This window comes from Actinoplanes sp. CA-051413 (assembly GCF_050955795.1).
GTDB lineage: Bacteria > Actinomycetota > Actinomycetes > Mycobacteriales > Micromonosporaceae > Actinoplanes.
On record NZ_CP192100.1, the window covers coordinates 1,259,054 to 1,283,803 of the forward strand.

At 71.1% G+C, this 24,750-nt stretch carries 24 protein-coding genes and 1 tRNA gene; 13 read left to right on the forward strand and 12 right to left on the reverse strand.

The genetic code is table 11. The features are described from left to right. Nucleotides 1-3 precede the first annotated feature (3 nt). Nucleotides 4-489, reverse strand: coding sequence for a MarR family winged helix-turn-helix transcriptional regulator (locus ACQP2Y_RS05990; protein ID WP_433725314.1), 486 nt, complete (start codon nt 487-489; stop codon nt 4-6). 77 nt (nt 490-566) lie between these two features. Here ACQP2Y_RS05990 and ACQP2Y_RS05995 point away from each other — a divergent pair, with 77 nt between their 5' ends. Continuing rightward, entirely contained in the window at nt 567-1,751 is a 1,185-nt protein-coding gene (locus ACQP2Y_RS05995) for an FAD-dependent monooxygenase (protein ID WP_433725316.1), read from the forward strand. On the opposite strand, the gene ACQP2Y_RS06000 is transcribed toward ACQP2Y_RS05995, so the two are convergent. The 3 genes from ACQP2Y_RS06000 to ACQP2Y_RS06010 form a co-directional block, all read right to left on the reverse strand. After that, nucleotides 1,748-2,119, reverse strand: a complete 372-nt coding sequence (locus tag ACQP2Y_RS06000; protein WP_433725318.1) for a GntR family transcriptional regulator — start codon at nt 2,117-2,119, stop codon at nt 1,748-1,750. The genes ACQP2Y_RS05995 and ACQP2Y_RS06000 overlap by 4 nt on opposite strands. After that, on the reverse strand, nt 2,119-2,895 hold the full coding sequence (locus tag ACQP2Y_RS06005) for a hypothetical protein (protein WP_433725320.1): 777 nt from the start codon (nt 2,893-2,895) through the stop codon (nt 2,119-2,121). Before ACQP2Y_RS06005 ends, ACQP2Y_RS06000 begins: the two co-directional genes overlap by 1 nt. Before the next feature lie 69 nt (nt 2,896-2,964). Beyond that, nucleotides 2,965-3,201, reverse strand: a complete 237-nt coding sequence (locus ACQP2Y_RS06010) for a hypothetical protein (RefSeq protein WP_433725322.1) — start codon at nt 3,199-3,201, stop codon at nt 2,965-2,967. Between the two features lie 68 nt (nt 3,202-3,269). Between ACQP2Y_RS06010 and ACQP2Y_RS06015 the strand changes: the two genes are divergently transcribed. Further along, nucleotides 3,270-4,091 (forward strand): MBL fold metallo-hydrolase, encoded by an 822-nt coding sequence (locus ACQP2Y_RS06015; protein ID WP_433725324.1) that lies wholly within the window; start codon nt 3,270-3,272, stop codon nt 4,089-4,091. Here the strand turns inward: ACQP2Y_RS06015 and ACQP2Y_RS06020 are convergent. Continuing rightward, nucleotides 4,088-4,519 (reverse strand): universal stress protein, encoded by a 432-nt coding sequence (locus ACQP2Y_RS06020; protein WP_360816293.1) that lies wholly within the window; start codon nt 4,517-4,519, stop codon nt 4,088-4,090. The two genes, ACQP2Y_RS06015 and ACQP2Y_RS06020, sit on opposite strands and share 4 nt — an antisense overlap. Nucleotides 4,520-4,740: 221 nt before the next feature. Here ACQP2Y_RS06020 and ACQP2Y_RS06025 point away from each other — a divergent pair, with 221 nt between their 5' ends. The 4 genes from ACQP2Y_RS06025 (at nt 4,741) to ACQP2Y_RS06040 (ending at nt 10,057) form a co-directional block, all read left to right on the forward strand. Further along, the gene (locus tag ACQP2Y_RS06025; protein ID WP_433725326.1) at nt 4,741-6,651 is read left to right on the forward strand and encodes an MFS transporter; all 1,911 of its coding nucleotides are present in this window, start codon (nt 4,741-4,743) and stop codon (nt 6,649-6,651) included. 73 nt (nt 6,652-6,724) lie between these two features. Next, nucleotides 6,725-7,507, forward strand: a complete 783-nt coding sequence (locus ACQP2Y_RS06030; protein WP_433725328.1) for an endonuclease/exonuclease/phosphatase family protein — start codon at nt 6,725-6,727, stop codon at nt 7,505-7,507. Nucleotides 7,508-7,541: 34 nt separating this feature from the next. Continuing rightward, entirely contained in the window at nt 7,542-8,168 is a 627-nt protein-coding gene (locus ACQP2Y_RS06035; protein ID WP_433725330.1) for a hypothetical protein, read from the forward strand. 68 nt (nt 8,169-8,236) lie between these two features. Continuing rightward, nucleotides 8,237-10,057 (forward strand): diguanylate cyclase domain-containing protein, encoded by a 1,821-nt coding sequence (locus ACQP2Y_RS06040; RefSeq protein WP_433725332.1) that lies wholly within the window; start codon nt 8,237-8,239, stop codon nt 10,055-10,057. On the opposite strand, the gene ACQP2Y_RS06045 is transcribed toward ACQP2Y_RS06040, so the two are convergent. Continuing rightward, nucleotides 10,032-10,838, reverse strand: coding sequence for an S-methyl-5'-thioadenosine phosphorylase (locus ACQP2Y_RS06045; RefSeq protein WP_360555350.1), 807 nt, complete (start codon nt 10,836-10,838; stop codon nt 10,032-10,034). The two genes, ACQP2Y_RS06040 and ACQP2Y_RS06045, sit on opposite strands and share 26 nt — an antisense overlap. Nucleotides 10,839-10,963: 125 nt before the next feature. Here ACQP2Y_RS06045 and ACQP2Y_RS06050 point away from each other — a divergent pair, with 125 nt between their 5' ends. Both ACQP2Y_RS06050 and ACQP2Y_RS06055 read left to right on the forward strand, forming a co-directional pair. Next, nucleotides 10,964-11,521 carry a YqgE/AlgH family protein gene (locus ACQP2Y_RS06050; RefSeq protein WP_433731778.1) on the forward strand — a complete coding sequence of 186 codons (558 nt, stop codon included), beginning with the start codon at nt 10,964-10,966 and terminating at the stop codon, nt 11,519-11,521. An 84-nt stretch (nt 11,522-11,605) separates the two neighbouring features. Beyond that, nucleotides 11,606-11,678: transfer RNA gene (locus ACQP2Y_RS06055), tRNA-Ala, on the forward strand. Nucleotides 11,679-11,750: 72 nt separating this feature from the next. On the opposite strand, the gene ACQP2Y_RS06060 is transcribed toward ACQP2Y_RS06055, so the two are convergent. Then, on the reverse strand, nt 11,751-14,879 hold the full coding sequence (locus ACQP2Y_RS06060) for a BTAD domain-containing putative transcriptional regulator (RefSeq protein ID WP_433725335.1): 3,129 nt from the start codon (nt 14,877-14,879) through the stop codon (nt 11,751-11,753). A gap of 267 nt (nt 14,880-15,146) precedes the next feature. On the opposite strand from ACQP2Y_RS06060, the gene ACQP2Y_RS06065 reads away from it, so the two are divergent. Both ACQP2Y_RS06065 and ACQP2Y_RS06070 read left to right on the forward strand, forming a co-directional pair. Next, the gene (locus ACQP2Y_RS06065; protein WP_433725337.1) at nt 15,147-16,271 is read left to right on the forward strand and encodes a HesA/MoeB/ThiF family protein; all 1,125 of its coding nucleotides are present in this window, start codon (nt 15,147-15,149) and stop codon (nt 16,269-16,271) included. Beyond that, nucleotides 16,268-17,488 (forward strand): hypothetical protein, encoded by a 1,221-nt coding sequence (locus tag ACQP2Y_RS06070; protein ID WP_433725339.1) that lies wholly within the window; start codon nt 16,268-16,270, stop codon nt 17,486-17,488. Before ACQP2Y_RS06065 ends, ACQP2Y_RS06070 begins: the two co-directional genes overlap by 4 nt. 10 nt (nt 17,489-17,498) lie before the next feature. Here ACQP2Y_RS06070 and ACQP2Y_RS06075 read toward each other — a convergent pair whose 3' ends face one another. Further along, nucleotides 17,499-18,626: an ATP-binding protein gene (locus ACQP2Y_RS06075; protein ID WP_433725341.1), complete on the reverse strand. Its 1,128-nt coding sequence runs from the start codon at nt 18,624-18,626 to the stop codon at nt 17,499-17,501. Nucleotides 18,627-18,755: 129 nt separating this feature from the next. Between ACQP2Y_RS06075 and ACQP2Y_RS06080 the strand changes: the two genes are divergently transcribed. Next, nucleotides 18,756-19,172, forward strand: a complete 417-nt coding sequence (locus tag ACQP2Y_RS06080) for a hypothetical protein (protein WP_433725343.1) — start codon at nt 18,756-18,758, stop codon at nt 19,170-19,172. Here ACQP2Y_RS06080 and ACQP2Y_RS06085 read toward each other — a convergent pair. The 3 genes from ACQP2Y_RS06085 to ACQP2Y_RS06095 are packed head-to-tail and all read right to left on the reverse strand — an operon-like array spanning nt 19,158 to nt 21,601. After that, the gene (locus tag ACQP2Y_RS06085; RefSeq protein WP_433725345.1) at nt 19,158-19,652 is read right to left on the reverse strand and encodes a GNAT family N-acetyltransferase; all 495 of its coding nucleotides are present in this window, start codon (nt 19,650-19,652) and stop codon (nt 19,158-19,160) included. The genes ACQP2Y_RS06080 and ACQP2Y_RS06085 overlap by 15 nt on opposite strands. Then, the gene (locus ACQP2Y_RS06090; RefSeq protein ID WP_433725347.1) at nt 19,652-20,611 is read right to left on the reverse strand and encodes a helix-turn-helix domain-containing protein; all 960 of its coding nucleotides are present in this window, start codon (nt 20,609-20,611) and stop codon (nt 19,652-19,654) included. The genes ACQP2Y_RS06085 and ACQP2Y_RS06090 overlap by 1 nt, the downstream gene beginning before the upstream one ends. A 9-nt stretch (nt 20,612-20,620) precedes the next feature. Further along, on the reverse strand, nt 20,621-21,601 hold the full coding sequence (locus tag ACQP2Y_RS06095; RefSeq protein ID WP_433725349.1) for an alpha/beta hydrolase: 981 nt from the start codon (nt 21,599-21,601) through the stop codon (nt 20,621-20,623). Between the two features lie 183 nt (nt 21,602-21,784). Between ACQP2Y_RS06095 and ACQP2Y_RS06100 the strand changes: the two genes are divergently transcribed. Beyond that, the gene (locus tag ACQP2Y_RS06100; protein ID WP_433725351.1) at nt 21,785-22,690 is read left to right on the forward strand and encodes an LLM class flavin-dependent oxidoreductase; all 906 of its coding nucleotides are present in this window, start codon (nt 21,785-21,787) and stop codon (nt 22,688-22,690) included. 2 nt (nt 22,691-22,692) lie between these two features. On the opposite strand, the gene ACQP2Y_RS06105 is transcribed toward ACQP2Y_RS06100, so the two are convergent. Next, nucleotides 22,693-23,343 (reverse strand): GntR family transcriptional regulator, encoded by a 651-nt coding sequence (locus tag ACQP2Y_RS06105; protein WP_433725353.1) that lies wholly within the window; start codon nt 23,341-23,343, stop codon nt 22,693-22,695. Nucleotides 23,344-23,417: 74 nt separating this feature from the next. Between ACQP2Y_RS06105 and ACQP2Y_RS06110 the strand changes: the two genes are divergently transcribed. Continuing rightward, nucleotides 23,418-24,713 (forward strand): PQQ-binding-like beta-propeller repeat protein, encoded by a 1,296-nt coding sequence (locus ACQP2Y_RS06110; RefSeq protein WP_433725355.1) that lies wholly within the window; start codon nt 23,418-23,420, stop codon nt 24,711-24,713. Nucleotides 24,714-24,750 lie beyond the last annotated feature (37 nt).

Consider the following 24,750-nt stretch of genomic DNA (forward strand, 5'->3'; position numbering starts at 1 on the left):
GTGCTACTCGTTGTCCAGGGTCTGGAGGCGGGTGGTCAGGTCGGTGGCGAAGCGTTCGAGCAGACGTCCGAAGGTTCGGCGGTCCTCCGGCGACCAGTCTGCGAGTACGTCGCCGAGCAGGCCCAACACCGTCCCCATGTAGCGCCCCACCGCCGCCGTTCCGTCCGGGGTCAGTTCGACCAGCCGGGCGCGCTGGTCCAGGGCGTCCGGGATCCGCCGGGCCAGGCCGCGCCGTTCCAGTTCGTGGACCTGGCGGGTGACGTGCGGGCCGACGACCTGCATGCGCTTGGCGATCTCGCCGACCCGGAGCGGGCCGCCTCCCATGTGCAGCGTGACCAGCACCGAGATTGCCGGGCGGTCCAGATCGGCGCCGGCGCTCTCGGTGGCGCGTTCGATGAGCCGGCTCCGGTTCATGACCGTGCCGAGCCGGCTCAGGCGCGGCAGCACTGCCAGCAGGTCGAACTCTGCGTCGTCGGTGGTGTCGGTCATCACGCTCGTTTCGATACCTAAGTTAGGTATATAGTTTCCGGGATAGATACCTGAGGTAGCTACCTGGGAGGTAAGTCATGAGCAGGGTACTCATTTCCGGCGCGAGTATTGCTGGTCCCACACTGGCGTACTGGCTGCGGCGACGCGGTTTTGAGGTCACGGTCGTGGAGAAGGCGGGCGCGATCCGCGGGGGCGGCTATCCGATCGACATCCGCGGGACCGGGCTGGAAGTCGTACGGCGGATGGGGATCCTGCCGAAGCTGCGGGACGCCCACATCCACACGGAGCGGCTCACCTTTCTCAACCCGGACGGCAGCGTGATCACCTCGGTCAAGCCGGACGTCGTGGTCCGCGGGGTCGAGGGCCGGGACATCGAGGTCCCCCGGGGCGATCTCACCGAGATCCTGTACGCCACGGTCCGCGACGACGTGGAGTTCCGGTTCGACGACAGCATCGCGTCCCTCGACCAGCGCCCGGACGGGGTCGAGGTGACCTTCCGCAGCGGGGCGCAGCGCACTTTTGATCTCGTCGTCGGCGCGGACGGCCTGCACTCGAACACCCGGCGGCTGGCCTTCGGGCCCGAGGCGCAGTTCCACCGGTACCTCGGCCACTGCTTCGCCGGCTTCACCATGCCGAACGAGCTCGGCCTCTCGCACGAGGGTCTGACGTGGAGCCGCCCGGGCCGGGGTGCCGCCGTCTACGCGGTCGGCGACCGCCGGACCGTGCACGGCTTCCTCACCTTCGACCGGGAGGAGCCGCCGTACGAAGCCTTCCGTGACCCCGAGGCGCAACGTGAGCTCGTTGCCTCGGTCTTCGCCGATGACGGGTGGGAGATCCCTCGCATGGTCGCCGCCATGCGCTCGGCCGACGATCTCTTCTTCGACGTGATCAGTCAGATCCGGATGCCCCGGTGGTCCACCGGGCGGGTCGCCCTGGTCGGCGACGCCGCCTACGCCCCGTCGTTCCTGACCGGGCAGGGAACCAGCCTGGGCCTGGTGGGCGCCTACATGCTCGCCGACGCCCTGGCCACCGGTGCAGACCATGAAGCCGCCTTCGCGGCCTTCGAGGACGCCACCCGGCCGTTCGTCGAGATGAACCAGAACCTCGTCGGTGAGGGGGACTCCACCCTCTTCCCGCGTACCGAGGAAGCCATGGTGAAGCGCAACGAGATGCTGCGTAGTCTCGACTCCCTTCCGCCCGCCGAGGGGCGGCCCGAGCACTCGGCGCTCACCCTCCCGCTTTTCGAGGGCGGAGCGGCCTAAGACCGGGCGGTGGCCGGCACGGACAGGGCCGCCTCGACGATCCGGACCGCTTCGGTGCGATCGATGCCGACGCTGGCGATGAGCGCCGCGTACTCGCGGGCGGCGCGGTGAGCCTGTTCGCGGGCCTGCTCGCCGGAGGCCGAGACGAACGAGCCGGCCCGCCCGCGGGTCTCGATCAGGCCGGCCTCCTCCAGCGCCCGGTATGCCCGGCCGACGGTGTTCACGGCGAGGCCCAGGTCGGCCGCGAGCCGACGGATCGTCGGCAATCGCGCGCCGACGGCGAGCGATCGGTCCTGGATCTGCCGGGCGAGCTGGGCCCGGAGCTGCTCGTACGGCGGCATCGGCGAGGCCGTGTCGATGACGATCATCAGGTGGTCAGCGCTCGCCGGGCCGCCGTTGCGACACCCGTGGTGCGGGCCTGGATCAGGTAGAGGGCGATAGCGCCCGCCACGATGAGCGCCAGGGAGACTGCGTTCCACCAGCCGAGCGAATCCCCGTACAGGAAAATCGCCGGCAGCGACCACACCAGGCTGGGTGTCACCAGGGCGCGGGCGTCCTCGACCCGCATGATGACATCGGCCGTGAGTGACGCCTCGTCCTCCGCCACGGCCGGGCTCGCCAGGACCTGGCGCAGCTGCAGGACGGTCCCGGTCGCGGCGCCGGCCAGGCCGATCAGTACGACGATCGCGCCCTTCCGCAGGGTGGGGTCCGCGACCGGCAGCACGCTCACCGCGAGCAGCAGGGCGCCGGTGAAGGCGGCGACCGTGAAGGCCGCGTACGGGCGGCCCAGCACCGCCGCCCAGCCGAGCTGGACCGGATGGGCCACCCGCTGGGGCAGCTGCGCGCCGACCTGCCGGTCGGCGCGCCGCACCCACCCGGCGAGCAGCCACTGCGCCACCAGCAACGCGACCACCAAGGCCGCCAGGACCAGCAGCGGCAGCCGGGAGGGTGAGGCGTCGGCGGGCAGCGCCAGCACGTGCGTGAGGGCTGCGCCCATCAGGTACGCGGCCAGCAGAGCACTGTCGGCAACCTTGGCCCGCCGCCGCACCGCCAGCCGCCTTGCGATCAGCGGGGTCGGCTCGGCCTCAGTCAGGCCGTGCCGGGCCAGCCACCGCCCAGCCTCCGCGCGGTCCGCCTCGCGCATGTCGCCACCTCCGAATGTCGCAAGATTTGTCTCAAGACAATGAGTCATAGCATGCGACAATGTCAAGCCTCAGCCGGTCAGCTGGTTGAGCTTGCGGAGCTGGCTGTCGAAGGCCCGGGCGGGCACGAAGCGGCGCAGAGTGCGGGCGCGACCGGCGAGGGGACCGGCGGTGTAGCGCAGTTTCGGCTTCGGGTCCGTCGCGGCCTGGACGATCACCTTGGCCACGGTGGCCGGGTCGTCGCCGTCCTTGATCGCCGCCGCCATCACGCGGCCGAAGGCCTGGCGCTGCTGCGGCGGGCCGGTCACCCATGACACCATCCAGGCCGAGGTCGCCGGCGCCTGACCGGCTTCATGCCCAAGCGGAGGACAGCCCGGTGCTGAAACAAATCGCGGAGGGTGTGCTCGTCCACGAGAGTTCGTTCTGCCAGAGCAATGCCGTTGTCGTGCAGGGCCGGGACGGCGTGCTGCTCATCGACGCCGGGGTGCAGGACCATGAACTGGTCTGTCTGGCGAATGACCTGTCCGAGTCGGGTCGGACTGTGGTGGCGGGCTTCTCGACGCATCCGCATTGGGATCACCTGCTCTGGCATTCCGCGCTCGGCTCGGCGCCTCGTTACGGGACGGCCGGGTGTGCGGCCATGGTCCGGGCTCGGCTGTCGGACGCGGGTGCGAGGGCTCGTGTCGCTGCGCTGATACCGCAGGACATTGTCGCGCAGGTGCCGCTGGAGCTGCTCGGCCACATTGCTGGCCTGCCGGCCGGGGCGGCGCTGATTCCCTGGGACGGCCCACACGTCCAGATCATCGAGCATCAAGCCCATGCGTCGGGCCACGCGGCGCTGCTGATCGAGGAGCGGGGCGTTCTTGTCGCTGGGGACATGCTGTCTGACGTGCTGGTTCCGATGCTTGATCTGAACGGCGGCGCTGATCCGATCGAGGACTATCTGGACGCTTTACGGCTGCTGGAAGGTGCGGCGGGTGGCGTTGATGTTGTCGTCCCCGGGCATGGGTCGGTGGGCGGAGCTGATCAGGTGCGTGCGCGGATTGAGCTGGATCGGGCGTATGTGCTCGCCCTGCGGGAGGGGCACGGTGTCGATGATCCACGGGTCGGTTCGTCGGCTGAGCCGGGGTGGGAGTGGGTGAGCGAGGTGCACGACGGGCAGGTCCAGCGCCTCGCCCAGAGAGAACGCGAGCGCTAGCGGACCACGGTCACCGGGCATTTTGCGTAGGCGGCTACGTGTTGGCTCACTGAGCCCAGCACCAGCCCCGCGAACCCGCCGTGGCCGCGCTTTCCCACCACCAGCATGTCGGCGTTCTCCGACTCCTCGATCAGGACCTTGGCCGCCCGGCCCTGTTTCACCTGGGCCTTGATCAGGATCGCCGGGTTGTCGCCGAGCTCCTCCTTGATGACCTGGAGCAGATCGTCGGCCGTGCGCTGGCTCGGGTCGGGGACGTACCTCTCCGACACGCTCACGTTGCCCGCCGGGGGCAGCAGGGTGTGTTCCCACACGTTCACCACGACCAGGTCCGCGCCGTGGTCCGCGGCTTCGGCGGCGGACCAGGTCAGGGCCTTGCGGCTGCCGGGTGATCCGTCGACGCCGACCACGATGGTCTTCCATGTGCTCACCGTCGTCTCCTCTCCAGTGTCGACCGACCGGCGGAGGTGGGGTCACGCCGGAACGCCCGTGACCTTCGGATCGACGCTATTACAAGCCGTGGGGGGCGTCGAGGTTGATGCGTGCCTCGGCACTCATGCTGCACCACGTATCGACAGCGGTTGCGGGTCTTCCCGGATCGGTTTAGCGTCGAGAAACAGGTGACTTTGATCACAGTGGCCGGAGGGTCGCCATGACCACCACGACATCGGACACCGTCTCGACAGATGTGGGCCAGGCCGAGCGCCGGCCGCTCATGACGGGTCGCGCCCTGCTGATGATGAACCTCGGGTTCTTCGGGGTCCAGTTCAGTTTCGGCCTCACCCAGTCGGCGGTGAACCCGCTCTTCCTGCTCATCGGGGCCGACCCCGACCAGCTGCCGATCCTCAACCTGGCCGGGCCGGTCACCGGGCTGATCATCCAGCCGTTGATCGGCGCGATCAGTGACCGGACCTGGCATCCGCGCTGGGGCCGCAGACGCCCGTTCATCACCGTCGGCGCGCTGCTGTGCGCGGTCATCCTGTTCCTGTTCCCGTTCGTCGGCATCCTCTGGCTCGCCGTCATCTGCTTCTGGCTGCTCGACGCCGGCAACAACACCTCGATGGAGCCGTACCGGGCGTTCATCTCCGACCGGTTGCCGAAATCCCAGCTCGCGCGCGGCTTCCTGACCCAGAGCATGTTCACCGGGGCCGGCGCGGTGCTGGCCAACCTGTCGCTGTTCATCCTGCAGAAGGTGACGGCGCTGCAGGAGGAGGCCGGCAACGGCGTGCCCTACTGGATGTACGTCTGCTTCATGATCGGCACCGTCTGCATCCTGCTGACCGTGCTGACCGCGATGGCGCGTACCCGGGAACTGACGCCGTCGGACGAGGAGCTCCGCGAGATCCGGGCCACGCCCAAGGGTCTGCACCACGCCGTCGCGGAGATCGCGGACGCCGTCAAGGTGATGCCGGTCGCCATGCACAAGATCGGCGTGGTGTTCCTCTTCCAGTGGTACGCGATGTTCATCTACTGGCAGTTCCTGGCGGTCAGCCTGGGCGAGACGGTGTTCGGGGCCACGCCGGAGGAAGGCGGGGCGGGCTGGGACGCCGCGATCGGGTGGAGCGGGCTGCAGAACGCCGCGTACAACTTCGTCACCATGGTCTCCGCGTTGTTCCTGGTCGGTTTCGCCCGCCGGATCGGTGCCAAGCGGGTGCACGCGGTGGCGCTGGGCCTGGCCGCCCTGTCGCTGGTCTGGCTGTCCCGCATCGACAACCAGTACGTCGCCCTGCTGCCGATGATCGGGGTGGGCATCTTCTGGGCCAGCGCGGTCGGCGTGCCGTACCTGATGGTCGCCAGCATGGTCCCGGCCAAGCGCACCGGCGTCTACATGGGCATCCTGAACATGATGATCGTGGTGCCGATGCTGATCCAGACGATCACCTTCGGCTGGATCTTCCAGCACCTGCTCGGCGGCAAGGGCAGCAACGCGATCATGCTGGCCGGCGTCCTGCTGGGCATCGGCGCCGTGGCGATGCTGTGGGTGAACCCGCCCGACGAGGCCGACGAGTCGCCGATCGTGCCGCTCGGCAGCAAGCGCAGCATCACCGTGTACGACCGGGTCGTGGTCGGTTCGGACGGCACCCCGACCAGCCTGTACGCCGTCGACCGGGCCGCCGAGGTGGCCCAGGCGGCGCAGGCCAGGCTGGTCGTCGTCACGGCGTACCGGGAAGGCTCCGAACCGGCGGAAGGCGCCGCAGCGGGCCTGCACCGCGACGTCCATGGCGCCGAGGCTGCACGCGAGGCCCTCGCCAAGTCCGTCACCGGGCTGACCAAGGAACGGGCGAGGTACATCGAGCAGCGGCTCGTGGCGGGCGACCCGGCGCAGGCCCTGCTCGACACGGTCGGTGCCAATCCGGCCAACCTCATCGTCGTGGGAAACCGGGGGCTGGGCGCGAGTCAGGGGCAGCTGCTGGGATCCGTGCCGGCCGGCGTCGTGCGTAACGCCGTGTGCGACGTGCTGGTCGTGCAGACGTCGGCGTTGGACGAGGACCGCATGTTCGCCGGCGAGCGGACCGGAGCTGCCACCGAAGCCGACCCTGAAGGGGGGACATCCACCCGGTGACGGTCGTCGCGCACACCGGCAAAGCAACCGGGCCCCTACCCAACTGTGCCCAGCGGCGGCGATCGTCGTAGCCATGCCTCGCTCTCGCGCTGATCTGCGTCGTCTCCTGGTCTGGCTCTGCGCGTTGGCGGTGGTGGCGACGCCGACAGCCGCCCACGCCTCGGCCAGGGTGCTGATTCGTTCCATGGCGTTCAACCTGTGCGGAGTGATGTGCAGCAAGGGGTCCATGGCGCCGGCTTCCTACACGCTCACGCAGATCAGGAGCCGGTCCATCGACGTCGCCTCCCTGCAGGAGGTGTGCTATTCGCAGTACCGCTACATCACGGATCGTCTTCCGCGGGGCTACTCGGCGGCCTTCACCGCCACCAAGTCTCTCGCGACCTGCGACAACCATGACAAACGGTACGGCCGGAGCTACGGCATCGCGGTCATCGTGCGAGGGTCCATGCTCGGATCCAAGCACGTCAAGATCCTGCCCTCGGGTCGTCACTCGGTCGGGATGTACGCCCAGGTGAAAGGCCGGAAGCTCTTCGCCGCAAGCGTGCACAACGCCACGAGTGTCGCGCTCGGCAACGAGGAGGATCTCTTGTCGCTGTACGAGTGGCTGCTGACCAAGAGCGGGCCCGTGCTCTCCGCCGGTGACTACAACGCCTTCCTGTACCAGCCGGGCGTGGCCCGCTTGAAGACCTTCTTCACCGACGCCGACGAGGCCGACAACGAGATCACCTTCAACCCGTACGGTGGCCGGAAGATCGACTACATCTTCACCTCCCCGCACTTCGCGGGAGAGACGGGTGACACGCTCTACACCTCGGCCAGTGACCACCGGCTCTACCTCGGAGCCGCCTGGTTGTAGGGCTGCGCCGGTTCGCGTCTCATAGTCTAGGCACATGACCTGGCTCGACGTGATCGGCTGGACCGGCTCGGCCCTGCTCGTGTGGTCCCTGCTGCAGACGCGGCTGCTGCGCCTGCGCGCGTTGAACCTGATCGGGTGCCTCGTGCTCATCGGCTTCAACGCGGCGCTGGCGGTGTGGCCGATGGTGGGCCTGAACGTCGTCCTCGCGGTGATCAACGTCTGGTACCTGGCCAGGATGCTCGCCTCGCGCCACGACGAGAAGGCGTACCAGGTGGTCGAGGTGCGTACCGACGACGAATTCCTCGCGCACACGCTGCGGCTGCACAGCCGGGACATCGCCCGCTTCAACCCGGGCTTCCGCTGGGACGCCGCAGCCCAGGACACTGCCGCCTTCCTCGTGGTCAACGGCGACGAGGTGGTCGGGGTGGTGCTGTTCGCGGCCACCGAGGACGGCGTCGCGCGCGTACAACTGGACTACGTCACACAGCGGTACCGGGATTTCACGCCCGGGGAGTTCGTCTACCGGCAGAGCCAGTTCTTCCTCAGGCGCGGCTGCCGGACGGTGGTCACCCCGCCCGGCATGGTCTCGCCGTACTACGACAAGCTCGGCTTCCGCCGCGAGGGCGATTCCTACGTGCTGGATCTGAGCCCGGTCGGCTGATCCCTCAGGTGCGGCCCCGGCGCGTCGATCGTTCCGGCGTGCAGGGGCCCTCGCTAGTGCGTGATCCGGTGCTGCGTGTCCTCGTACCGCTGGCCCTGGGTCTTGTGGGGTTTTTTGCCCTCGGGGTGGGCGGCGACCGGCTCCAGGTGCTCGTCGGCTGGCTGAGCCTGCTCGCCACCGACGTGGGACTGTTCGTGCTGGCCCGGCGGATCGCCCGGATGGTGCAGACGCCGCCGGCGCCCCGGCGGTTCTGGAACGCCACCGCCTTCGCCGCGGCCGCCTTCAGCGTCGGCGACACCTTCAAGGTTGTGCAGACGCTGCTCGACCCCGCAGCCACCACCCTCACCGTCGGCTTCGTGCAGACCGTGGCCCTGCTGGTCGGCGCCGCGGCCATCGTCGGCGTGACCGTGACCTATCCCACCGGCGTGGGCTCCCGGCGGGCCCGCATCCGCTTCCTGCTGGACGCGGCGGCCACCATGACCGCGTTCGCCGTCGTGGCCTGGTGCCTGGTGACCCGGTCGGCGCTCGCCGCGGCCGGGACCGACACGCTGGTCACCGCCGTGTTCGGCACCGGCCTGATCATGGCCGGGGTCTTCGCCGCCGTGAAGCTCGGGCTCAGCGGGGTGAGCCCGATGTCGCGGGCCGCCGCCGTGGTGATGCTCACCGGGGCCGGCATCCAGGGCCTCGCCACCACCGTCCTGCCCGGCACCGGCTCGTCCGGGTCGCTGTCGTGGCAGCTCATCCTGCTCGTGACGCCGGCGATCCTGTTCATGGTCGGGCCGCGGATCCAGGCCCGGCAGGCGCAGCGCGACCCCGGGATGTTCCAGCGGCCCGGACCGCGCCGCTACAGCGTCCTGCCGTACTCGGCCACCCTGGTGACCTTCGTCGCGCTGATCGCGGTTCTGCTCGACAGCGGCCTGGGCTACCAGGCCTGGGGAGCGCTGGCCGGGCTGGTGCTCAACGTCGCGCTGGTTGTCGTACGGCAGATGCTCGCCCTCGCGGAGAACGCCGTCCTGCTGGACAAGCTCGACGAGAGCCTGCTGGAGATCACCCTGCGCGAGCGCCGGCTGGACTCGCTGGTCCGGCACTCGTCCGACATCACCTCGATCACCGACCGGGCCGGGCGCCTGGCGTACGCGAGCCCGGCCCTGCACCGGACGCTGGGCTACGACGTGGCGGACATCCTCGGCCGGCCCATGATCGCCTTCCTGCACCCGGACGACCTGCACGAGATCCGCCCGCGGCTCGGCCACCTGCTGGCCACCACCGGCGCCACGCTGACGTACCAGACCCGCTTCGCGCACGCCGACGGCTCCTGGCGCTGGCTCGAGGTGATCGCCACCAACCTGGTCGGCGAACCCGGCATCGACGGGGTGGTGGCCAACGCCCGGGACGTCACCGAGACCCGCGAGCTGCACGAACAGCTGCGTCACCAGGCCGACCACGACCCGCTGACCGGACTGGCCAACCGGCGGCTGTTCGCCGAGCGGATGCGCGACGCGCCCGGCTGCCGGGCGGCGGTGCTGCTCATCGACCTGGACGGCTTCAAGGCGGTCAACGACACGTACGGGCACCACACCGGCGACGAGGTGCTCCAGTTCGTCGCCGCGCGGCTGCGGGAGGCGGCCGGCGCGGACGATCTTGTGGCGCGGCTCGGGGGCGACGAGTTCGCCGTACTCGTGGCGGCCGGTGACGAACTCGCCGCCCGCCGCTTCGCGGACCGCTTCCTCGACCTGATCGCGCAGCCCGCGCTGATCGACGGCCGGACGATCGCGGTACGCGCCAGCGTCGGCCTGGTCGCCGGCGACGCCGCCGACGACCTCATCCACGCGGCCGACCTCAAGATGTACGAGGCCAAGCGGCTCAGGGCAGCGCGAAGGGAAGCTTGATCCCGTCCAGGGCGCTCCCGCAGGCGCAGGTGCGCTCGGTGGGCAGCGCCTGCACCGCGTCGAGCAGCACCTCGCGCAGCCGCGCCGTGTTCTCGGCGAAGACGGAGAAGACCTCCTCCTGGGTGACCCCGTGGTCGCCTTCCACACCGGCGTCCAGGTCCGTCACGAGAGCGATCGCCGTGTAGCAGAGGGCCAGCTCGCGGGCCAGCACCGCCTCCGGATGCCCGGTCATGTTGACCACCGTGCCGCCGATCGCGGTGAACCAGCGCGACTCCGCCCGGGTCGAGAACCGCGGCCCCTCGACCACGACCATCGTGCCGCCGTCGACCGGATCGATCCGCGCGCCGGCCCGCAACACGGCCTGCCGGCCGTCCGGGCAGTACGGATCGGCGAACGACACGTGCACCGCGCCGGAGTCGTAGAACGTCTGCTCGCGGCCGCTGGTCCGGTCGATGAGCTGGTCAGGGACCACAAAGGTGCCGGGACCGAGCTCCGGCCGCAGCCCGCCGACGGCACAGGGCGCGATGATCTGGCGTACGCCCAGCGACCGCAACGCCCACAGATTGGCCCGGTAGGGGATCTTGTGCGGCGGGAACCGGTGATCCCGGCCGTGCCGCGGCAGGAACGCCACCCGGCGCCCGCCGACCTCGGCCACGGTGACCGGATCCGACGGCGGACCGTAGGGCGTGGACACCTGATGCTCGGTCGCGCCGTCGAGGAGGGCGTAGAGGCCCGATCCGCCGATGACGCCGATCTCCGCCTCCGCGGGTGGCTCGTTCATGCGCCAGACCTTATCGGTGGCCGGAAACGCAGGCTAATGTCCAAGCATGGCGTTGACCGAAGGCCTCCAGGGGCGAAGGTGGGGCTGCCGTGTTCAGTGAAGAGCAGCGCATCGGAGGTCGCTCGATGGAGTCGATGACCGGTCAGCTTCTGGTCGCGACCCCGACCCTGAAAGACCCGAACTTCGACCGCACCGTGGTGCTGCTGGTGGCCCACGAGACCGGCGGCGCGCTGGGCGTGGTGCTGAACAGGGCGACCGAGGTCCCGGTGGCGGACGTACTGGGCAACTGGGGCGAACTGGCCGGCGACCCGGCAGTGCTGTTCGAGGGCGGCCCGGTGCAGCCCGAATCGGCGATCTGCCTGGCCCGCACCCGCCCCCAGGTGAAGAAGCGGGTGTCCGGCTTCCACCAGGTGGCGGGCGCGCTCGGCACGGTGGATTTGTCGGCCGACCCGGACCGCCTGCGCGAGAGCGTGGCGGGCATCAGGGTCTTCGCGGGTTACTCGGGCTGGTCCCCGGGCCAGCTGGAGGAGGAGATCGCGGCCGGCTCCTGGTTCGTCTTCGACGCCCTCCCGGGAGACCCGTTCGTCAACCGCCCGGACGACCTGTGGGCCATGGTCCTGCGCCGCCAGGGCGACATCCTGGCCGCGGTGGCCCACTTCCCCCCGGACGTCTCACTGAACTGACACGCCTGCCGCCCCCTCCGCACGAGGGGGCCCGGAAGGTGTGTACTATTCCGTGAGTGCCCGGGGGATCCCGGGGACAGGCAAGGGGCTGTGGCGCAGCTGGTAGCGCACCACACTGGCAGTGTGGGGGTCAGGGGTTCGAGTCCCCTCAGCTCCACCCTTGTGTAAGGCCCGGACTGATGTCCGGGCCTTTGCTGTTGGGTCGGCCTTTCGTCGCTCTCGCGTCCCTTCAGCCGCTGACGGTCTCGGCGAGCAGCCGGTGCGCCTCGCGCAGGCCGGGTTCGTGGCCGGTCGCCTCATGAATGCGCCGCGCCGCGTCGGCCGCCTCCCGGGCCTCGGCCCGCCGGCCCGCCAGCAGGTGCACCCGCGCCACCTCGTTGAGCGCCCGGCCTTCGAGCAGCCGGAACTGCCCCTTGCGGGCCGCGTCGACGGCTCGGGCCGCGAAGTCGGCGGCCCGGTCGAGGTCGGCCGGAGCGCAGGCCCGCGCCAGGGTGATCAGGGTCTGGGTCGTCGGGTAGTGGTTGCCGTACGGCTCCGCCTCGGCGAGCGCGGGCTCGAGGATCTCGGTCGCGTCGGCCGGCCGGTCCGCGGCGAGCAGCAGGTCAGCATGCCGGCCGGCCAGTTGCGTACGGGCCAGCACGTCCGTCGAGGCGGCCAGCACCGACCGGGCCTGGTCCAGCAGGTCCCAGGCCTCGGTGCGCTGACCGCTCGCGTACCGGATCACCGCCAGGTCGGCCCGGGCCAGCGCGGTGACGTGGGCGTTGCCCGCCTCCGCCAGCAGCGCGAGCGCCTCGACCAGCAGCTGGTCGGCCTGCACCGGGCGGCCCTGGAGGGTGCGTACCTCGGCCAGGTTGAGCAGGGTGATGGCCCGGCTGTAGCCGGCGCGGTGGCCGGGGCTGGCCAGGGTTCGTTCGAAGTGGTCGCTCGCCTCGGCCAGGGAGCCCATCAGCATTTCGATCAGGGCGACCTTGCCGAGGTACTGCGGCGGCTCGACGCCCAGCGCCATCGACCCGTCGAACGCGGACCGGGCGTGCTCCGCCGCGCTGCGCAGGTCGCCGCCGAGCAGGTGGTACACGCTCAGCGCGTTGTGTGCTTCCGGCTCCAGCTCGCGCCAGCCGGACTGCCGGGCCAGCTCGAGGCAGCGCTCGGCGTGCGGCATGCCGAGGCTGTCGTACCCGTTGGTGGTGTAGGAGTGGGCCATGGCCAGCTCGGCGGCCGGCCGCGCGCGGGGGTCGGTGCTGAGCTCGGCCGCGGCCAGTGCGGCCCGGCCCAGCGAGAGCATGGTGGCCCGCTCGATCGTGGCGTTGAGGAACGGCTGACCGGCGAAGACCAGGCGCCACACCGCATCCGGGTGGCCCAGGGCCGTACCGGTCTCCACCACCGCCACCAGGTTCGGCAGTTCGGCGGTGAGCCACCTCGCGGCCTCCTCCGCCGTCGCGAACGGCGGAAACGGACCGGTCGGGGGCAGCCTGATCCGGGCGGGATTGTGCCGCGCGGCCGCGGTCTCGGCGCCCGTCACGAACCAGGACAGCACCCGGGCCAGCGCCGCGGCCCGCTCCTCGCGCAGGTCCGCGGGGCCGGCCCGGTGCCGGGCGTACTCGCGGACCAGGTCGTGCATGGTGAAACGGCCGGGCCGGTGCTCGGCGACGAGATGGGCGTCGGCCAGCGCCCGCAGCGCAGCCTGCGCCTGCCCGGCTGTCCGGCCGAGGAGCTGCGCGGCGGCCGCGGCGGTGAGGTCCGGAACCGGTGCGGACCCGAGGAGCCGGAAGGCCCGCTGCGTGGCGGGCCCGAGGCGACGGTACGACTGGTCGAAGATCGTCCGCAGGCTGCTCTGCGGGTCCCCGTCGACCAGCAGCGCGTCGAGCCGCCGGCCGCCGAGCAGCTCCCGCACGTACGCGGCGATCCTCGTCCGTGGCCGGGCGGCGAGGTTCGCTGCCGCGATCCGCAGGGCCAGGGGCAGGAAGCCGCAGGCGCGGATCAGGTCGTCGGTCGCCTGCGCCTCCCCGGCGACCCGCTCGACGCCGAGAATGCGGGCGAGCAGCTCCACGGCGTCCCCGGGCGACAGTAGGCCGACCTCGACGCGCCTTGCCCCGTCCCGCGCGATCAGTCCACCGAGCGCGTCGCGGCTGGTCACCAGGACGAGCGTGCCCGGAGTGGCCGGCAGAATCGGGCGCACCTGCGCGGCAGAAGCGGCGTTGTCCAGCAGGATCAGCACGCGGTGACCCGCGATGGTCGCGCGGTAGAGCGCCGCCGCCTCGTCGACATCAGCGGGGATCTGTCGCGGTGGAACGCCCAGCGTCCGGAGCATCACGCCGAGCGCCTCGGCGGCCGGCAGCGGACGGCGCTCGTCGTACCCCCGGAGGTCGAGGTAGAGCTGCCCATCCGGGAAGCGTGCGGCGATCCGGTGCGCCCAGTGCACGGCCAGCGCGGTCTTGCCGACGCCGCCGACGCCGACGACCGCGCTGACGATCACCACGTCGGTCCCGCCCGGCGTGGCCGTGAGCAGCGCGTCCAGCCCCGCCAGCTCCGCGGACCGCCCGGTGAAGTCGGGGATGTCGTGCGGCAGGAAGTGCCGGGCCGCCCCGCTGCCGGCTTCCCGGGCGGCAGCGGGCGTACGCAACGCGTCGTCGTTGCGCAGGATCCGGTCGTGCAGTTCGGTGACCGGCGGGCCCGGATCGATGCCCAGCTCGCCGGAGAGGGTCTGCCGGAGGCGGCGATAGGTGGCGAGCGCCTCGGCCGGGCGGCCGCTGCGGTAGAGCGCCAGCATCAGCGCGCCGGCCAGCCTCTCCCGGAAGGGATGGGCGGCGGCGAGAGCGGCCAGATCGTCGACCACGGCATGGTGATTGCCGAGCTCGTTCTCCGTGTCGAACAACGTCTCCAGCGCGGCCAGCCGTTGATCTTCCAGCTGGTGCCGGGCCTGGTCGACGAAGGCGCCGCTCACTCCGCCGAGTGGCGTTCCGGACCACAGGCCCAGACCGGACCGCAGGGCGGCGACGGCCCGCGTCAGCTCGCCGGCCCGGGCCAGCTGCTGCCCCCGGTCGCGGTGCTCGGTGAACGCGAGCAGGTCGAGCTCCGCAGCGGTCACGGTCGCCCGGTAACCACCTCCGGCGCTCGTGACCGGCTCCCGCCCGGCGGTGCGCAACGCCCGGCGTACGGCCGAGACCGCCGCGAAGATCTGCCTTTTCGCCGTCGCCGGTGGCGCGGCCCCCCACAGGGCGTCGATCAGCTGATCCGTCGTAACGGTCTGGTTGGGGTGCAACAGCAGATAGGCCAGCACGGCCCGCCGCTGCGCGCGTTCGATGTGCACCGGCCGTCCCTCGACGACCACCCCGACCGGCCCCAGCAGCACCAGTTTCACGAAAGGCCCCCGTCGGTCCCCGTATCCCCGGAAGGCGAACGTATACCAAACGTATCAATGGCCTGCTTCACCCTTGTGGATACGTGATGGGCGGACGAAGTCCGGACGTGCGAGGGAGGTGAGATTGATGAAGATCATCATCCGTACGGTGGAATCGGTGAAGTCCACGCAGTGGCCGGACTCCTGATGACGTGAGGTGGACGGCCGCAGCGGCACCGTGCGGCCGTCCGCCCTTTCCTTGCGGTGCGGCCAACACGGAGGTAAACGATGCGGATCGGCCTGAAACCCTGTGCCTGGGAACGCGCCGGCACCGCCCTGTACGTGGTCTGCGATCCCAGCCGCTCGGTGGAGCTCGACGACCCCGACGGCCAGGTCGAGCGCCTGCTGACGGTGCTGCGCGACCACCCCGGCACGGCGGCGGAGCTGCGGTCCCGGCTCGGCGCCGACGGCCCGGCGGTCGGCCAGGGCGAGCTCACCGAAGCGCTGACCGCCCTCGACGGCCTGCGGATGCTGCGCGACGTGGACCGCGCCGTCGACCGCGAGCGGGCCGGCCGCGACTTCAGCAACCTGGCCTTCTTCGAGCTGTACGCGTCGCTGGAGGTCAATGAGGCGGACCTCCAGCAGCGGGTCCGCGACGCCCACGTGCTGCAACTGGGCACCGGCGGGCTCGGCTCCAACGTGCTGCAGAGCCTGGCCGGGCTCGGCGTCGGCCGGCTCACCCTGCTCGACGACGACGAGGTGGAGCCGAAGAACCTGGCCCGGCAGTTCCTCTACCGCGAAGCCGACCTCGGCACCCCGAAAGTGGAACGGGCCGCCGACTGGGTGCGCGCCTTCAACCCGGGCATCGACGTGCGCACGGTGCGCCGCTGGGTGCGCGGGCCGGACGACGTGACCGGCCTGCTCGACGGCGTGGACCTGGTGGTGTCCGGCATCGACCAGGGCGAACGCATCGACAACTGGGTCAACGAGGCCTGCGTGCGGGCCGGGATCCCCTGGGTGCGCGGCGGCATGACCGGTTCCCAGCTCATCTACTTCTCCGTCGACCCGGGACGCAGCGGCTGCTACGAGTGCCGGGTGCACGCGTACGGCGACGGCAAGGGCATCGCGTCGGCGGTGCTGCCGCCGGCGGCCGTGACGGCCCAACGCCTCAGCGCCCGGATCCCGCGGGTGAACCGGGCGAACGGACCCTCGGCTGCGCTGATCGGATCACTGGTGGCGTTCGAGGCGCTGCGGTATCTGACCGGCTACGAGCCGCCGTACGCCGCCGGGGCCGAGGTGCTGCTGGACGTCTCGGCCGGTGGCGCCCAGCGCCGGGAGCCGTGGCCGCGGAACCCGGACTGTGCGCTGTGTGCCGCGGCCGCTGTCGCCCGTTCGGCCGGGGCACCGTCGTGAGTGTCGTACCGGTGCCCGGGGACGCCACCGTCCGGCTCCGACCGCTGTCGGTGGTCGACGACGGCGACGACGTGCTCATCGGCGACCCGGAGCAGGGCACGTTCGTCGCCGTGCCCGCAGTGGGTGGTGTGATGGTGCGGGCGCTGCTCGCCGGCGCCACCGTGGCCGAAGCCGGCGAGCGCGCCTCGGCGTTCGCCGGTGAGCCGGTGGACATGGCGGACTTCCTGACGGCGCTGAGTGAGCTCGGTTTCATCGACGACGAGGCGCGGACGGCCGCACCGGTGGCGACCGCGCCGGTGCAACAACGGGGGTGGATCGGCGGACCACCGGCCGTCCTGGTGCGGCCGTTGTTCTCCCCGGCGGCGTGGTGCGGCTACGGCCTCGCCGCGCTGGTGGCGGTGGCGTGCTTCGCCGTACGCCCGGATCTGTGGCCGCGGCCCACCGACCTGCTGGTCACCGGCGACATCGGCACCAGCCTGCTGCTGATGCTGCCAGTCACCTACGCACTGGTCGCGGTGCACGAGAGCTGGCACTGGCTGGCCGCCCGGGCGCTGAACCTGCGCACCCGCTTCGGCGTCGACCGGCGGCTGTTCTTCCTGGTCTTCGAGACCGACCTGTCCCAGCTCTGGAGCGTCCCGCGCCGCAAACGGTACGGGCCCCAGCTCGCGGGCCTGGCCATCGACGCTGTGCTGATCGCGGTCCTGCTGGTCGCGCAGCTCGTGGCCGGACCCGTCCAGCCCTTGCCGGCGTTGGTGTTCGTGCTGGTGGCGAGCATCCTGTGGCAGTGCATGATCTTCCTGCGTACCGACCTGTACGGCGTCCTGGTGACGGCCACCGGCTGCCGTGACCTGTGGCGCGTCAAGTCGCTCCTGCTCCGGCGGGCGGTCGGCCGCCTGGACCAGCAGCAGCGCGCCGAGCTCCACCAGGCCGATCCTCAGGACCTGCGGGTGGGGGCGTGGTTCCGGTGGGTGTGGCTCGCGGGGTGTGGGCTGGCTGTGGGTTACTTCGTCGTCTTCTACCTGCCGCTGCTGTCCTATGTCGCCCGCTGGGCGGGCGAGGGGTTCGGCGCGGGGGTGGGCAGTGGCCGGTTCTGGTGGGGTCTGGTGGTCGCTGTCATGGTCTACGCGCCGATCCTCGCGACATTGTGGATGGCCCTGAAGCGCTCGCGGCGGCGCACCACGGTGACGGACCCGGCCGGTGTGACGGAGCGCAGCTAGCGCGGATGAGCTATCGGCTGATGGGTGTCCAGAGCCGGTCGACGGGCATGACGTGGATACGGTCCTCGTAGGTGAACGAGCGCAGCCCGGTGCTGAGCGCCACTCCGGCGATGAACCTGTCGCCGAGTGTGTCTCGCAGCCTCCGGAGGCCTTTGAGATCAGCGCCCGGAACGCGTTCGTTCGCCTTGACCTCGAACGCCAGGACCTGGCCGTCATCGAACTCGATGACGTAGTCGACCTCGTCGCCGTCGTGGGTGCGCCAATGTCCCGTGGAGACCTGCTCGTCCAGCCAGGAGACCTGCTTTCGGAGCTCGCCGACGACGAAGGTTTCGAGCAGATGCCCGAATTCCGCCAAGGCGGTCGGGTCGAGGGTGGCGAGCTTGGCGGGTGTGATGCGCATGAGCCGAGCGGCCACCCCGGTGTCGATGACATGTACTTTCGGTGATGCCGCGGCTCGCGTGCGTAGCGTTTTGCCCCAAGCGGGAAGCCGGTCGATGAGGAACAGGTCTTCGAGAAGGCGGATGTAGTCCTCGATGGTTTTGCGTTCACCGGGAAGGCCCTGAGACACGTTGGCCACGTTCAGCACCTGCCCGGTTCGCCCGGCGAGGCGACCCAGCAGCTCACGAAGCATGTTGCGCTGACGGATCCGGACAAGCTCGATGGCATCGCGTTCCAAGGACTGGCGGATGTAGTCGTCGAACCACCGATCTCGTGCGGTGCCCGCTCGGCGCAGGGCCAGCGGGAATCCTCCGGCGCAGAGCCGGGCAACGTACTCCGTACGGGAAGTCGTCGATGAAGGATGGGCCGCGACCGCCGCGTCGGGCTCTGCACGAAGTGCCGGTAGGAAGTTCTCGCTGACGCCGCCGATCTCCCCTTGTGACAGCGGCCAGATGGTCAAGGTGTGCAGCCGGCCGGTGAGCGCCTGGGCCGTACGGGGCAACGCGTCCTGGCGGGTCGACCCGGTTAGCACGGCGGTGCCCGGCAGGGTGCCTTCGCGATTCAGCCGAGCCTTCAAGGCGTCGAGGATCTGTGGGGCATGCTGATATTCGTCCACGCACAGCAGGCCTGGCGTCGCGACCGCCGTCTGCGGGTTGGCCACCACGGCATCTCGAGTGCCTAGTTCGTCCAGGTCCAGCACGCCTGAGACACCAATCTGTGGCCTGTAAACTACCAAAATCCCGCTGTCACAACTACCAAAATTTGAGGCAGTGTTACTACCAAATCTTGAGTACCTGATGCGGCTGTCTGGCGTGGCAGACTGCGGTCGATGAACATCGACTATCTGACGACCGGGTTGGTCGGTTTCAGCGAGGACGAGTTTCCCGAGGCGCGCGACCTCACCGTCGAGTTCTCGACCTGGGCGTACGGCCTCAACCTCACCTACACAGTCCCGTCGCTGGGGATTGTCATGCCTTGGGGATGGTTGAAAGAGACTGAGGCGGAGATGCGGGCCTGGACCCTCGCCGACGTCCCCTGCGGCACGTTGACCGAGCCGTACCACGACTCCGATCAAGGCTGGAACGTCATGCTCTGGCAGCACGGCGACCACGTCTTCGTCGCGGAGGGGGACGGGGACTGGGACGAGGTGCGGGAGTCGAACACCTACACGAGGTGGTTCAAAGTGCCCCGCGAGCTGTACTTCGAGGCCTGGGCGGCCGCCCTCGATCAGCTACGGACCCTCTGAGGGCCGCAGCTCGAGGACGTGCCGGATTCCGAGGCGGCCGGGCAACGACACCTCGCCGATCGGCCGGAACCCGGTGCGGTGCAGCACTTTCAGCGATCCGGCGTTGTCTCCCGCCGCGTCCGCGATCAGCCTGCTCAGGCCGTACTCGCCGGCCGCCAGGTCGCAGATCCGGCGGACCCCGTCCGTGGCCACGCCGCGCCCCGCGACCCGCTGCGCCACCCGGAAGCCCAGCTCCGCCTCCCCGTCCACCGCGTCCACCAGGTTGAACCGGCCGATCACCGCCCCTTCCTCGTCGACTGCGACGTGGAAGTGGCACAGCCCGGTCGCCTGTTCCGCCAGCAGCGCCGCGTGGCGGGCCGGGAACTCCGTGAAGTAGTCGTCGCCGCGGTCGGAGATCGAGCGGGTGAACCATTCCCTGTTCTCCCGCTCGAAGCGCAACACCTCAGCCGCGTGCCGCTCGGTCAGGCGCTGGAGCTCCATCACGGGTGCCGGTGCAGTCGGCGCAGGGCCAGCGCCAGCTGGAGGCGTAGGCGGCCTTGTGGGGAGCGGACGTTCCAGCCCAGCAGGTGTTCCGCGTGGGTGATCCTGTCCTGCAGCGTCGAGTGGTGCAGCCGCAGTGTCGTCGCCGCCGCGCGCAGGCTGATGCTTGTCGCCATCGTGTGCAGGGTGGTCAGCATCCAGGGCGCCGCCGCGGCCGCGTGGTCCAGCGCTCGCACGTCCGGGGTGTTCGACTGGTCGCCCACCTCCGCCAGCAGGGCCAGGGCGCCCAGCTCCTCGGCGTGGACCACCTGGGAGCCCGGGTCCTCGTCGGTGCCGTCCGCGGCGAAGCGCAGGGCCACCTTCGCCGCCGCCCAGGACGCCGGGAGGTCCAGGATCGCCGTCGCCGGGCCGATTCCGGCCCGGCCCGGCAGCTTCGGCAACGGTCCGGACCGCACCTGGATCTCCGACGGCCGGGCGATCGCGTACGCCGGTTCCGTCAGCCCCAGGCGGCGGGCCGCTTGCCGGCGTACGTCCGCCGGAGCCGACGCGTCCACGATCAGCTCGGCCGACGCCGGGTCGGCCGCGGGTGCGCGGCCCCGGGTCCGGTCCAGGACCGCCCGGGCCGCACCCGCCGCCCGTTCCAGGATCATCGCCTCCACCGGGCCCGGCGGGCCGGCGCGTTCCAGCCACAGCGTCGCCGAGCCCGCCCCGGTGGTCATCCAGTCCGGCGCCGGGGGATCGTCCTGCCAGGCGCTCACGCCCGCCGCGGTGACCCGGATCCGCACCCGGCGTTCGTCGTCGCGCAGGCGGGCCGGGCAGTCGGCCAGCACCGCCGCGCCGCGCACGATCGACTGGAGGCCGGCGCGGGACTCCACCAGGCTGTCGAAGTACGAGATGACCCGCAGCGCCGCGCCCGCGTCGGCGTCGAGCGCGGCCAGCCGGACGGCGAGGTCCTTCATTCCCCGAGGCTAGACGTCCAGCAGGCGGTGCAGCCAGCGCACTCTTGCCGCGCGGGCCTCCTGGGAGATGCCGGCCTGCGGCACCGTCGCGTCGAAGCCGTGGAACGCGCCCGGCCAGACGTGCAGCTCGGCGCGGCCGCCGGCCTGCCAGATGCGGTTGGCGTAGGCCACGTCCTCGTCGCGGAAGGTCTCGGCCGAGCCGACGTCGATGAAGGCCGGCGGCAGGTTCGACAGGTCCGTCTCCCGGGCCGGCGCCGCGTACGGGGACACGTCCGGCCCGCCCCGCGCCGAGCCGAGCAGAGCCGTCCAGCCGGTGTCGTTGGCGGTGCTGTCCCAGATGCCGCGGCCGGCCATCTGGCGCGACGAGTACGTGTCGTTGCGGTCGTCCAGCATCGGGTAGATCAGCATCTGGCCGGCCAGCGCCGGTCCGCCCTTATCCCGGGCCATCAGGGCCAGCGCCGCGGCCAGCCCGCCGCCCGCGCTGCCGCCCGCCACGATCAGCCGGCCGGCCTCGTAGCCCAGTTCGTCGGCGTGGTCGGCGGTCCAGGTCAGCCCGGCGTAGCAGTCGTTGATCGGGCCCGGGTGCGGCGTCTCGGGGGCCAGCCGGTATTCCACCGACACCACTACCAGGCCGAACTCCTCGGCCCAGTCCAGCGCCTCCAGCACGCCGGTGCGGTTGTCGCCGAGGATCATGCCGCCGCCGTGGGTGAAGTAGACGCAGCCCAGGGTGCCGGTGGCGGCGGTCGGCCGCAGGATGAGCAGCGAGATGTCCGGGTCGCCGTCGAGGCCGGGGACCGTGCGCTCCTCGAGGGTGAACTTGCCCTCGCGGCGCAGGTCGTCGTCGGTCGGGGCGCCCAGGGGACCGCCGGCCCGCAGGGCGGGAATGAGGTCCGCGGTCAGCGCGGCGGGGATCATCTCGGTGATGGCCGGCAGGGCCGCGCCGAGCTCCGGGTCGAACGGTGGTGGCGTCATCTCCACGGACAGGGTCATGGGCGGGCCTCCTGGTTTCGAGCAGATCACAAGCGTGTGATCGCTGTCCTCAGCTTGGGTGGTCGCGGCCCGCGGGGACGAGCGCCAACTGGCGGAAAGTCCCCGCCATTCGGCGGGTACGCCGACAGCGAAACCGGCGGCCACGGGCGGGCACCCGGGCCGGGGCGGGACCAGAATCGCGCCATGGCCGACTTCGCGCTCCAGGCTCAGCCCACCGACGCCGCCGACTGGCTCGACCTCGCCCGCCGCGCGGAGGCGGCCGGTTTCGACACGCTGCTCGCCGCCGACCACCCCGGCTCCTGCGCGGCGCCGTTCGTGGCGCTGGCCGCGGCCGCCGCTGTCACCACGACCCTCAAGCTGGGGTCGTACGTCTCCAACGCCGCGGTGCGGGAGCCGATCCTGCTGGCGACCGACGTGGCGACGCTGGACGTGGTCTCCGGCGGGCGCGCGCTGCTCGGCCTCGGCGCCGGGCACACGCCGGCCGAGTGGGATGCGATCGGCCAGGTCCGCCCGGACGTGCGCGGCCGCGTCGACCGGTGCATCGCCGTCGCCGAGGCGACCAACCGGCTGCTGGCGGGGGAGAAGGTCACCGTGGACACGCCCGGGCTGACCATGCTCAACGCTCTGCTGGAGCAGCCGCGCCCGGTGCAGGACCGGATCCCGCTGCTGATCGGCACGGCGAACTCGCGGCTGCTGCGCTGGGCCGGCGAGCACGCCGACATCGTCGGCCTGACCGGCTTCGGCCGTACCAAGTCCGACGGGCACCAGCACGAGGCGCGCTGGCGGCCGGCCGACATCGACGCGCAGGTCGCGTTGGCGCGGGAGGGTGGCGACGCCACGCTGGAGGCGCTGGTGCAGCTGGTTGAGGTGACCGACGACGCGGCCGGTTTCCTCGCCGAGCACGCCGAGCGGCTGGCGATGAGCGTCGACGAGCTGCGCCAGGTGCCGTTCCTGCTGGTGGGCACGGCCGAAGAGATCGTCGCGGCGGTGCGGGCGCACCGCGAGCGGTGGGGGATCACCCGCTATGCCGTACGCCGGGCCGGGCTGGACGTGCTCGGCCCGCTGCTGCCTCGGCTGGCCCAGGCGTAGCCCTACTCCGAGAAGAGGACCTGCTCGACCTTGGCGCGGTATTCGACGTAGATCTGGCGGTAACGCTCCAGGGCCGCCGCCGAGTCGCCGGACTCCAGATGCTGCAGGATCTCCTCGTGGCCGGTGATCCACACGTCCCAGAGGTTGCTCTCCGCGCCCATCGCCAGGATGCGCAGCGTGCGCGCCACCACCAGGTCGACCATGGACTGCAGCTCACGGTTGCCGCTGGCCAGGATGACAATGGTGCTGAAGTCGGCGCCCGCGGCCCCGGCGGCCAGCACGTTGCCGGTGCGCAGCCCCTCGACGAACTCCTTCTGCCGCTGGCGCATCAGGTCGAGGTGGGTGCTGGTCAGGTTTTCCACGCCCCACTCGAAGCCCGCGCAGGCCAGCACGCCCATCACATCGATGAGCTCGAGCGCGTTCTTCTGGGTCATCTTGGTGACGTGCCGGGTGCGGTTGGGGGCGATGTCGATCAGGCCCTCGACCGAGAGCTGGGCGATGGCCTCGCGCACCGGCGTGATGCTGACGCCGAGCCGGGCGGCCAGCTCGGCGTCCTTGATGAGCGTCCCGGGCGGTAACTCACCGGTGACGATCTCGTTACGGAGCTGTTGGACGACCGCGGCCGTGCGGGTCGGCGGCACCGTGTAAGACATACCGGCAGCCTACCCACAGTGATGAGTGACAGCGGACCGTACCCATGGTCGCTTCTGCCCGTCATGCTGAACGCGTGGCTGACGCCGTACCGCTCATAGATCTCGACGCGTCCCCGCGCGCCGAGCCCGGCGCGGCCGCACCGCGGCCCCGGCTCAGCGCGCCGCGACCGGTCCTGATCCTCGCTGTGCTGGTCACCGCCCTGCTCACGCTGGTGGCGGCCACGCCGCCGGCGCGGACCATGGAGCCGATCCTGGCCGCCGGGGGTACGGCGGCCGCCGCGTTCACCCTCGGCCCGGACGCGCTCTACACCGCCAGTTTCGGCGCGAACCCCAACAGTGAATCGGGCATCCGCCGGTACGCCCTGCCCGGCGGCGAGCAGCTGTGGGCCACCTCGCTGCCGCAGAACGTGCAGAACCTGACGCTCGACGGCGGCGTGCTGCTGGCCCGATCGGGCAGCGCCCCGCGGATGTCGTTCCTCGACGCCACCGAGGGCAAGGTGCTGTGGACCCTGAACGAGCCGAACGCCACGGTGGTCACCCTCAGCGGCGGCCACGCGCTGCTGCGCATCGACACCGACGACGGGGGTACGGAGCTCCGGCTCGCCTCCGCGCGCACCGGTGCCACGATCTGGAGCCGGATGGTCGCCGGGGTCGGCGAGATCCTCAACGACGACCTGTTCACCGACCGCCCCGACCGGATCGTGGTCCTCGGGGTCGACGGGCAGGTCACCACGCTGCAGTTCGCCGACGGGTCGGTGCTCGGCCAGGGTGACCTGGGCGTACGGCTGCCGGCGGAGCCGGACGGCACGCTCTCGGCCGACTTCGTCGGTGTCACGGTGTCCGGCGACCAGTTGTACCTGTCGCGGCGTGAGCAGGGGCGGGCTTCGCTGGCCGCGTACCGGTTGCCGCAACTGACCCGGCGGTGGCGCACCGAGGGCGGCCCGACCGGGTTCGTGCACGACTGCGGGCCGGTGCTGTGCATCGCGGACACCGGCCGGGTGAGCGGGCTCGACCCCAGCGACGGCTCGGTGCGCTGGTCGGACCCGGCCTGGCGCAACGCGTTCCGGCTCGGCGAGGGCACCCTGCTCGCGTACGACCAGCAGGAGAACCCGGAGTCGGCGATCCTCGACGCGCGCACCGGGGCGGTACGGCGCGAACTCGGCCGCACGCTCTCGGTCGGCGGTCTGGAGCTGCGCGAGGACAGCAAGCTCACGGGCCGGACCTGGGTGGCGGTCGCGGACGGCGGCGACGGCACTGTGCACACCGTCGGCTCGATGCAGACCGGGGCGCCGTACGGCTGCATGGTCCGCCGCCCGTACCTGGCCTGCCCGACCTCCGCCGGGCCGACCACCGTCTGGCAGATCCCGTGACCGCAGGCTTGCTCCTCACGTAACGGAAGGACCTAGC

What these genes read in the sequence shown, in the direction of transcription:
- ACQP2Y_RS06080 (WP_433725343.1), top strand. Translation starts at nt 18,756, where the DNA reads ATGAACATCGACTATCTGACGACCGGGTTGGTCGGTTTCAGCGAGGAC.
- ACQP2Y_RS06045 (WP_360555350.1), bottom strand. Translation starts at nt 10,838, where the DNA reads ATGAACGAGCCACCCGCGGAGGCGGAGATCGGCGTCATCGGCGGATCG.
- ACQP2Y_RS05995 (WP_433725316.1), top strand. Translation starts at nt 567, where the DNA reads ATGAGCAGGGTACTCATTTCCGGCGCGAGTATTGCTGGTCCCACACTG.
- ACQP2Y_RS06090 (WP_433725347.1), bottom strand. Translation starts at nt 20,611, where the DNA reads ATGAAGGACCTCGCCGTCCGGCTGGCCGCGCTCGACGCCGACGCGGGC.
- ACQP2Y_RS06000 (WP_433725318.1), bottom strand. Translation starts at nt 2,119, where the DNA reads ATGATCGTCATCGACACGGCCTCGCCGATGCCGCCGTACGAGCAGCTC.
- ACQP2Y_RS06035 (WP_433725330.1), top strand. Translation starts at nt 7,542, where the DNA reads ATGACCTGGCTCGACGTGATCGGCTGGACCGGCTCGGCCCTGCTCGTG.
- ACQP2Y_RS06100 (WP_433725351.1), top strand. Translation starts at nt 21,785, where the DNA reads ATGGCCGACTTCGCGCTCCAGGCTCAGCCCACCGACGCCGCCGACTGG.
- ACQP2Y_RS06065 (WP_433725337.1), top strand. Translation starts at nt 15,147, where the DNA reads ATGCGGATCGGCCTGAAACCCTGTGCCTGGGAACGCGCCGGCACCGCC.
- ACQP2Y_RS06030 (WP_433725328.1), top strand. Translation starts at nt 6,725, where the DNA reads ATGCCTCGCTCTCGCGCTGATCTGCGTCGTCTCCTGGTCTGGCTCTGC.
- ACQP2Y_RS06005 (WP_433725320.1), bottom strand. Translation starts at nt 2,895, where the DNA reads ATGCGCGAGGCGGACCGCGCGGAGGCTGGGCGGTGGCTGGCCCGGCAC.
- ACQP2Y_RS06050 (WP_433731778.1), top strand. Translation starts at nt 10,964, where the DNA reads ATGGAGTCGATGACCGGTCAGCTTCTGGTCGCGACCCCGACCCTGAAA.
- ACQP2Y_RS06095 (WP_433725349.1), bottom strand. Translation starts at nt 21,601, where the DNA reads ATGACCCTGTCCGTGGAGATGACGCCACCACCGTTCGACCCGGAGCTC.
- ACQP2Y_RS06105 (WP_433725353.1), bottom strand. Translation starts at nt 23,343, where the DNA reads ATGTCTTACACGGTGCCGCCGACCCGCACGGCCGCGGTCGTCCAACAG.
- ACQP2Y_RS05990 (WP_433725314.1), bottom strand. Translation starts at nt 489, where the DNA reads ATGACCGACACCACCGACGACGCAGAGTTCGACCTGCTGGCAGTGCTG.
- ACQP2Y_RS06025 (WP_433725326.1), top strand. Translation starts at nt 4,741, where the DNA reads ATGACCACCACGACATCGGACACCGTCTCGACAGATGTGGGCCAGGCC.
- ACQP2Y_RS06085 (WP_433725345.1), bottom strand. Translation starts at nt 19,652, where the DNA reads ATGGAGCTCCAGCGCCTGACCGAGCGGCACGCGGCTGAGGTGTTGCGC.